The sequence below is a fragment of the Nitrospinota bacterium genome (assembly GCA_016235255.1).
Taxonomy (GTDB): Bacteria; Nitrospinota_A; UBA7883; order UBA7883; family JACRLM01; genus JACRLM01.
The window spans coordinates 22080-30195 of sequence record JACRLM010000032.1 but is presented as its reverse complement, the minus strand read 5'-3'; the positions used below and the strand labels follow the sequence as shown (position 1 = coordinate 30195).

The window sequence follows — 8116 nt, the reverse complement described above, 5'->3', positions numbered from 1 at the left end:
AATCCATTCTTCCCTTGCCAGTTTTCCCGTTACCGTTTACTCTTTTCATGTGACCTCCTTGCTTTCCGTTGTTTTCGTTCAAAAACATGGTAGCAGGTGAGGTCATACCTTCGTTTCAACTAAGTTTAGGACACTTTCCTTCTGCCTTTCAACGATCTCTTTTTTCAATTCATCGTTGAGCTTGTTCAGGTCCGCCGTGCGTTCCTTCACCTGGTCCTCCAGGCTCTCCTTGTGGCGGAGCAGGTCCATTTCCGCCTGTTCCCTCCTGGACATCTCCATTCGCAGCCCGGCCGACCCTCCCAAAACAAGGACGAACCCGAATATCCACACGATCCCCATTGAGGTGGACCGTTGAATGATATCGTGGCGTTGGCGCCTGTAATGTCCGTCCATCGCCACGGCCACGCTGATGCCGCCACGGATGTCCCCCACTTTGTAACCGAAACTGGCGTGGCATTTAAGACAGCCCTGCACCACTTTGATGGGGCGCATTATCCGCATGTGGGGAGCGCCGCCGATGTCCATTTCCCCCATCGCTTCGGTCTTCCCCAGTTCAAATGATTTGAGCGCGGCTTCCTCCCACGGATCCGGCTTGTTGTTGGGGTTCAAAAGCTTCAGGCTGGTCAGATGGATATATCCCATGCCGGCCTTGTTATAAATATCGTTTATCTGGCGCATCATATAGGCCGGGTTCATGAGGGTGAGCCGGACGCCGGATGGCGTGGTGATGTCACGGTCCACTATTTCCAGGTATTGGTTGGAAGGAGTGCTTTCGTCAATCGGCACATAAACACCGCCGTGTGAAGTGGCCCAGTCCCTGAATATCAGGTCTTTCTGGAAGTTGGCCCTGGCCTCGCCAATAGCTTTGGCCCTGGTGAATTCACGGATTGTGGCTATGTCCCACCATGTGAGCCCCACGATGATGACCGTCCACAAGGACACAATCCACCATGTGTAAACGGCCACCTTGCGTTGAATGCTGGAGTACGGCATTATACCCTCGGGAGATTGTCAGGCTACCTTCATTTTATTACCGATCAAGAGGCATGGCGTAAAAATATAATGGGATAACGCGGTGGCCCCCACGCCCGGCGTTCAAAGTGGTATAATAACTGTCAAAAGATAATTATTTGAGCCCCGTTTCCGCCACAGGATCTATGACGGCCCCGCTGTTCCTGACATCCAGCAATATGGACCGGGCCGCGCCGATGTCCGAGGCTATCTGGGCCTTTAACTCTTCCACGCCGGAAAACTTTTTCTCGTCCCGCAGCCTGCCGGCGAAATATATCTCCATCTCGCCTCCATAAAGGTCCTCATCGTGGTCAATAAGGTGGGCCTCCACGATCAAGTCGTCCCGGTTGAATGTGGGGTTGTATCCAACGTTGACAACCCCCTCAAACCATTCCCCCCGCCCCAGCCGGGCGAATACCGCGTACACCCCCACCGCCGGGATCACCTCGTACGGCGTTTCAATATTGGCGGTCGGGAACCCTATGGCCTTGCCGCGCCTGTGGCCGGAGACAACTTTTCCGGCGATGGAGTAAAGCCTGCCAAGCCGCTTCGCCGCCCCGCCCACGTCCCCTTCCCCCACAAGGTTGCGTATCGCGCTGGACGACACACGCTGGCCGTCCACATTCACCGCGTCCACCACCTCCACGGCAAAGCCCATCTCCTCCCCCATCTTTTTAAGATAGTCTATGGTGCCGGCCTTTGCCTGGCCGAACGAATAGTCATGCCCGACGTAAACTGATTCCATCGCAAGTCCGTTTTTGAGCTTGAGGGCGAAGTCTCGCGGGTGCATCAGGGCGAAACTGCGGTTGAAATCGGCGCAAATGGTCATGTCTATTCCGCATGCCGCGATAAGCTCCATTTTTTTCTTGAAGGTGGTGAGCAGGTTGGGGCTTTGCTCCGGAGCGAGTATTTTGAGCGGGTGCGGATCGAAGGTATAGACTACCGATGTTCCGCCGGTTTCCCCGGCCTTTGCGATGACCTTGGAGAAGATCACCTGGTGGCCGATATGCACCCCGTCGAAATTGCCAAGGGTCACCACGGGCCGCACCGGCTTTTCCGCAAGGTTGCGGACTCCACGGACTATCTGCATAAAAAACCTCCAGCCGCTAATATATCATCGGCGTCATGGGGGCGATTCTTTTTCTCACCCTTGATAAGTGGCGGTGCGCCGAAGTTTTTTTTGCTTTTCTTCCCCTGCCCGAGGGGGAGTGGCCCGAAGGGCCGAGGGGGTGGGCGTCAGTTACATTGTCAGCGGCGATATTGCGATATGCGATACTTCAAGGAGATTGAGCCGGTCAGAATCGTCAAGCCGGCTGATTTTTTGAGCGTCATAGGCTATTGACAACCAATGGCATTCAATCTATCGTTTACTTCAACGGCAATAATTAACTCGGCGGCGATCAAATGTCTGAAGACATCCAGTATTTCATAGACCACGTTACGTTTGACAGGCTTATGACATGGATCACCACCATGAGCATCGGCGATTTGATACTCAATCCTTTCGTGCTTGTCCCCGTCCTTGTCATCGTCGGGCTGATAAGCTATCCAAAGACCACAGGCCTGGGGCAGATGCTTATGATGTATGTTCCGGCGATCCTGTATCTTGGGCTCACAGCGGCCGTATTGAGGAACGATTCGATCACGAACACCGGCCCGTTCATCATGGCCATCCTGGCCTTTTTCATGATCGTCGGCTGGTTCGTCTGGACGAAGCTTCTGGGAGACTGAAAAAGGCTCACACCTTCGACATGGGGTCGAAAAGCTTCTGGTATTCCTCCAGCGCGTATTTGTCCGTCATTCCGGCGATATAGTCGCAGATAAGCCGGCTGCGGTCCTCGAATTCCAACTGGCGCTGGACGCGCGGCGGCAATATCTCCGGCCTGTGGGCGTATTTCTCGAAAAGCCTTGTGACGATCTCGTGCGCCTTCTCCTCCATCCGGATAACCCGGTAGCTTTTGTACATGTTGTCCCGCAGGAACTTTTTAAGCTCCATATGGTCCTTGCTCATCTCGTCCGAAAACCCGCATGAATGCTCTTTGCAATTTCTCGCGCCGTCCGGGCTTGTGATGGAATGCCTTTCAATTTCCGATTCGGTATGGAACACAGCGTCGCTCACCTGGGCGTTTATGATCTTGCGGATCATGTGATAGCGCGCGTGCCTTTTCGTTATTTTGAATTCGGAGGGTATTTCGCCGTAAAACCGTTTCCACAGGGCCGTATCGTTCAGGGCATCCTCCTTTAGCAGGCCGGACTCCAGCCCGTCATCCAGGTCGTGGCTGTTGTAGGCTATCTCGTCGGCGATGTCGGCCACCTGCGCCTCAATAGAAGGGTGCGGGAACCCCATGAACTCCGCGAACATGGGATTATCGGGCCGTTTGGAATGCCGGGCGATGGCCTCCCGGGTCTCCCACGTCAGGTTCAGCCCCCGGAATTCCGGGTACCTGTTTTCGATATGGTCCACTATGCGCATCGCGTGGGCGTTATGCTCGAACCCTCCATGGTCCTTCATCAGAATATCGAGCGCCCTTTCTCCGGAATGGCCGAACGGCGGGTGGCCAAGGTCGTGGCTGAGCGCCATCGCCTCGCAAAGGTCTTCGTTGAGGTGGAGCGCCCTGGCCATGCTCCGGGCTATCTGCGAGACTTCGATGGTGTGGGTCAGCCGCGTGCGGTAATGGTCCCCTTCGTGATATACGAACACCTGTGTTTTGTATTCAAGGCGGCGGAAGGCGCCGCTGTGGATGACGCGGTCGCGGTCGCGCATGTATATGGTGCGGTATGGGTGCTCTTCCTCCGGGTGGCGGCGTCCCCTGGAATCCCGCGTTTTGGAGGCGTATGGCGCCAAGAGCTGGTCTTCCAGTCTTTCCGTGTCGTCCCTTGACCGCGCCATTTTCCGGCCGGTCAGCCGAAGACTTCCGTGGGCAGGATCAGCCTTTCAACCGGTTTGCCCAGCATGAAATGGCTTTTGAAGATGTCCTCCACGTCCTCTTCCTTTACGTTGCCGTACCACACGTTTTCCGGGTACACCACAACAATGGGCCCCACCTGGCACGGCCCGAGGCAAGAGCGCACGCCGCTTATCAACACCTTGTCGTACATGTTGGTGCGGTTTAGCATGTCCGCGAATTTCTGCCAGACGGCCATGGCGTTTTTCTGGCCGCAACTCCCTCTCGGGTGCCCTTCGGGGCGCTGGTTTGTGCAGATTAAAACATGGTATTTAGGCTTTGGCATTCCTTTTATCTCCCGCAACGCTAGCCGCTAGCGATAGTTCACATTCCCTGATCTGTTACATTCCACAACAATTTTAAAAGTATAGACGAGGATACGGTTTGCGTAAAGGGGGGAGTTTTGAACCAAGGAGACACAGAGTTATTTTTATTGCTTCCCCGTGGTCGCCTCGGGGCTGGCGCTCAAAGCGTTTCCATCAATGTCACCCCGGCCAAGCGAAGCGCGAGCCGGGGTCAGGTTTTTTGCAGGGGCCCTGATCCCGGATAGCCGGGGACGGCTTCCGGGATGACATCACTGAAACGGTGGTAAACTATTTGCCCCGCATCCACTCCGCCAGGCGCTCCAGCCCTTCTTCCGCGCTCACCGCCGGATTGTATCCCAGTTCCTTGCGCGCTTTGTCTATCGAAAAATAATGGGACATGGCAAGCTGCATGGCCAGAAACCGCGTCATCGGCGGCTCCGCGTTTATTCCCAAAACGTAATAAACGGCCTCCAGCGCGGCCCCGGCGGCGTATGCGGTATTGAACGATACTTTTTTCGTCACCGGCGGCCGGCCAAGCTTTACAAGCAGCCGGTTTATCCACTCCCAGCAGTTAACGGGCTGGCCCTGCGTTATAAAATACGCCGAGCCGCATACCGGCGACCCTTCGCTTAACTTGTCCACGGCGGCGATGTGGGCGTCCGCGGCGTTCTCCACATACACCGTGTCTATCATGTTCGTCCCGTCGCCGATAATCCGCAGCCTCCCCGATTCCGAGCGTTTTAGCAGGCGCGGTATCAGGTTCGTGTCGCGCGGGCCCCACACAAGATGCGGCCGCAGGGCGCATGTGAGAAGCCCCCTCTGCCCGTTGGCTTCCAATACATCGCGCTCGGCGATGGACTTTGTGTGGGGGTAATGGGCCAGGAACTTTTCGGGATATGGATAGGTCTCATCAATCCCCTCGTGCGGCCTGCCGTCGAACACCACGGAAGGTGAGCTTGTGAACACCAGCCGCTTAACGCCGTTTTTCCGGCATGCGTGGATCACGTTGCGCGTGCCGTTGACGTTGGTTTCGTAAAAATCGTTCCACCCGCCCCCGACGCCGACTTTCGCCGCCACGTGGAACACAGCGTCCACCCCTTCGCACGCGGCCACCACCTTTTCCCTGTCCTCCACACCGCAAATGACGGATCGAACGCCCAGCGCGTCCAGCTCCGGGTGATGGTTGCGTGAGAGGCTTATCACCTCGTCACCGCGCGCGACAAGCTTTTCCACTATGTAGCGCCCGAGAAAGCCCCCTCCCCCCGTGACCAGCGTTTTCATGACCGTTTGGAAACCATATCCGGCCTTTGCGCTTCGGCCCAGACCTTTAGTTTTTCGCGGAATATTTTCGCGTTATGCCGTATGTCGGTGGGGAATCCCGGATGGAACAGGATCGTCTTTATCTGGGCCGTCACAGGATTTGCCGCGCCAAGCTCCAGAAGTTCTTTTTCAACAGCTTTCATCACTCTGGCGGGGCGCGCCGGGTCCATCTCCACTATCAGCGCCGGAGTCTGCGCTGGCGGATCGCCAAGCCCCACCAGCGCCGTGCGCATGACGTCCGGATGGTCGTTGAATATCGCCTCGCAAGGGATGGTGAACAACGTGGCGTTTCGCGTGATCACGCGATGCGCCACCCGGCCGCAGAACCACAGCCTCCCTTTATCGTCCAGATACCCCACGTCCCCCATCCTGTGGCGGACGACACCGCTCTTCGAATCATATATCTTGGCCTTGCGCGTGGCCTCTTCCATGCGGAAATACGATTTGGTGACAACCGGGCCGCTCACAACAATCTCCCCCGTCTCCCCCGCCGCAAGCTTCAACGAATCGTCCCAGGCCTCCACGGCGCCGTCGTTTATGGCCATTATCTCCACGGTGACGCCGCGCACAGGCCTGCCGACGCACACTCCCATCCCCTGTCTTGTCATGGCGGCGGTCTCGTCCAAAACCTCCCTGCCGGTGATGTCGCACACAGGCAGCGATTCTGTGGCGCCAAAGGGTGTGTGCGTGGTCCCGTCCGGCGCAAGGACGCCGTTTAACAGCCGTTCGTGGATGTAATTGGGCACGGGCGCCCCGGCCATAAGCACTTTTTTGAGTGTAGGAAGCTTTATACCATTGTCCGCGCAATGGCCGCTGACCCGGCGCCATATGGCCGGTGAGCCGAAGGTGAATGTGACGGACTTGGCGTGTATCGCCTCCACGATCTTGCGCGGGTCCACCGATCCGGGCCGGGTGGGGTCCATGTCCGGTATCACCACGCACATCCCCAGCGCCGTGGAGAAAAGCGCGAAAAGCGGGAACGCGGGCAGGTCCACGTCGGCATCGGTGACGCCATACTGGTCGCGGATAAGCTGCGTCTGCGCAGCGAACACCCCGTGGGTGTACACCACCCCCTTGGGCGGCCCGGTGGATCCGGTGGTGAACAATATCGCCGCCACTGTCTCCTCCGATACCGGCGCGATGGGGTATTCGCCCTGTCCCTTGCCGCGAAGGCCGTTCATGGACAATCCGCCCCAAAGCCAGCGGATCCCCACGGTTATGAATGTTTTTACCGACCTGAACCTGGCCGGGTATAAAAGCCTGGCGAAATGCGCCTTCGGGATGGCGATCATCGCCTCGGGGGCGGCCTGCTCCACGCAATTTAACAGGTTTATTTTTCCCATCCCCGGATCTATCAGCACCGGGACAGCGCCCACTTTAAATAGAGCGAACGACAGGGCGATGAAATTAAAACCGGGTGGCGCCATCAAAAGAGTCCGCGTCCCCTCCCCTATTCCGGCGGCCGTCAGCCCGTGGGCCAGAGCGTCGCTCTCTTGGTTAAGCTGGCGGAACGTCCATGTTTTATAGATAACCTTCCCGCCGCCGTCTCGGCCGGATGGCAAATGGACCGCCGGTTTGTCCCCCAGCCTTTGCGCCGTCTGCGCGAACACCGACGCGATATTGACCGCAAAGCTCACCGGTTGCGCTCCAGGAACGATTCCATCAGGGGGATTATCCGCTCGTGCGCGTCCTCCACCACATAGTGCCCCGCGTCCTCGAACATGTGGGCCTCCACGTTTTTCAGCCTTTTGAGCCATTCGGCGAGGAACGATTCGTCGAAACAGAAATCCCCTTTGCCCCAGACCAGAAGCGACGGGGTGTTCTCGAAAAGGTGGAGCCTGTCGCCGATGGACTTTAGCAGCCGGTATGAAGGGTGTGAATGGTCCATCGGGATGTCCGCCACGAACCTTGCGATGGCGATCCTGTTCGCCCACGAATCGTATGGGCCAAGATAGCCCCGCGTCACCTCGCTGGTGAAGCGTTCCGGCTTTAGCGTGGCCATCCGGAGCTTTATGGCCGAAAGGGCGAAAACGTTAAGGCCGCGTATCGCCGCCTCGCCGATGAACGGAAGGCGCAGGAGGTCTATCCGGCCCGGTATCTTTTGCGAGACGAAGGCGGCGGTGTTGAAAATCACAAACGACGCTATTTTGTCGGCATGCTCCACGGCGTATCCCATTCCGATGGCCCCGCCCCAATCGTGCACGGCCATGGACATGCGCCCGATTCCAAGCCCCTCCAGAAGCTTTGTGAGCGCTTCGACGCGGGATTTTAGAGTGTAATCGTAGTCCTGGGGCTTGTCCGAAAGGCCGCAGCCGATATGATCCGGAACTATCACCCTGTATCCGCCGGAGAGCGCGGAAACGAGCTTGCGGTAATAGAACGACCATGTGGGGTTGCCATGCAGCATCACCACCGTATGCGCCTGAGGCGGCCCCTCGTCCAGATAGCTCATGGAGACACCGCCCAGGTCGAACCTTTTGGGCGTGAACGGATATTCGTTGGAGATATCGTTTAAATTCAACGCCATGGCAAGAA

Annotated in this window: 8 protein-coding genes; 1 reads left to right on the top strand and 7 read right to left on the bottom strand. The window is 57.3% G+C overall.

Annotated features, from left to right (window positions below):
• Positions 1-102 precede the first annotated feature (102 nt).
• A complete protein-coding gene (locus tag HZB29_04360; GenBank protein ID MBI5814825.1) occupies positions 103-993 on the bottom strand; it encodes a DUF3365 domain-containing protein in 891 nt (296 codons plus the stop codon).
• Positions 994-1126: 133 nt separating this feature from the next.
• Complete coding sequence (locus HZB29_04355; protein ID MBI5814824.1) at positions 1127-2101, bottom strand: bifunctional riboflavin kinase/FAD synthetase; 975 nt, start codon at positions 2099-2101, stop codon at positions 1127-1129.
• A 314-nt stretch (positions 2102-2415) separates the two neighbouring features.
• Here HZB29_04355 and HZB29_04350 point away from each other — a divergent pair, with 314 nt between their 5' ends.
• A complete protein-coding gene (locus tag HZB29_04350; protein MBI5814823.1) occupies positions 2416-2742 on the top strand; it encodes a hypothetical protein in 327 nt (108 codons plus the stop codon).
• A gap of 7 nt (positions 2743-2749) precedes the next feature.
• Here HZB29_04350 and HZB29_04345 read toward each other — a convergent pair whose 3' ends face one another.
• The 5 genes from HZB29_04345 to HZB29_04325 form a co-directional block, all read right to left on the bottom strand.
• On the bottom strand, positions 2750-3901 hold the full coding sequence (locus HZB29_04345; GenBank protein ID MBI5814822.1) for a deoxyguanosinetriphosphate triphosphohydrolase: 1152 nt from the start codon (positions 3899-3901) through the stop codon (positions 2750-2752).
• An 11-nt stretch (positions 3902-3912) separates the two neighbouring features.
• Positions 3913-4242 carry a (2Fe-2S) ferredoxin domain-containing protein gene (locus HZB29_04340; GenBank protein MBI5814821.1) on the bottom strand — a complete coding sequence of 110 codons (330 nt, stop codon included), beginning with the start codon at positions 4240-4242 and terminating at the stop codon, positions 3913-3915.
• A 307-nt stretch (positions 4243-4549) separates the two neighbouring features.
• The gene (locus HZB29_04335) at positions 4550-5542 is read right to left on the bottom strand and encodes an NAD-dependent epimerase/dehydratase family protein (protein ID MBI5814820.1); all 993 of its coding nucleotides are present in this window, start codon (positions 5540-5542) and stop codon (positions 4550-4552) included.
• Positions 5539-7218, bottom strand: coding sequence for an AMP-binding protein (locus HZB29_04330; protein MBI5814819.1), 1680 nt, complete (start codon positions 7216-7218; stop codon positions 5539-5541). The genes HZB29_04335 and HZB29_04330 overlap by 4 nt, the downstream gene beginning before the upstream one ends.
• On the bottom strand, positions 7215-8108 hold the full coding sequence (locus tag HZB29_04325; GenBank protein MBI5814818.1) for an alpha/beta fold hydrolase: 894 nt from the start codon (positions 8106-8108) through the stop codon (positions 7215-7217). The genes HZB29_04330 and HZB29_04325 overlap by 4 nt, the downstream gene beginning before the upstream one ends.
• Positions 8109-8116: the final 8 nt, after the last annotated feature.

Excerpts from the sequence above, each read along its gene's own strand:
- HZB29_04360 (MBI5814825.1), bottom strand. The coding sequence starts at position 993 with ATGCCGTACTCCAGCATTCAACGCAAGGTGGCCGTTTACACATGGTGG.
- HZB29_04355 (MBI5814824.1), bottom strand. The coding sequence starts at position 2,101 with ATGCAGATAGTCCGTGGAGTCCGCAACCTTGCGGAAAAGCCGGTGCGG.
- HZB29_04350 (MBI5814823.1), top strand. The coding sequence starts at position 2,416 with ATGTCTGAAGACATCCAGTATTTCATAGACCACGTTACGTTTGACAGG.
- HZB29_04345 (MBI5814822.1), bottom strand. The coding sequence starts at position 3,901 with ATGGCGCGGTCAAGGGACGACACGGAAAGACTGGAAGACCAGCTCTTG.
- HZB29_04340 (MBI5814821.1), bottom strand. The coding sequence starts at position 4,242 with ATGCCAAAGCCTAAATACCATGTTTTAATCTGCACAAACCAGCGCCCC.
- HZB29_04335 (MBI5814820.1), bottom strand. The coding sequence starts at position 5,542 with ATGAAAACGCTGGTCACGGGGGGAGGGGGCTTTCTCGGGCGCTACATA.
- HZB29_04325 (MBI5814818.1), bottom strand. The coding sequence starts at position 8,108 with ATGGCGTTGAATTTAAACGATATCTCCAACGAATATCCGTTCACGCCC.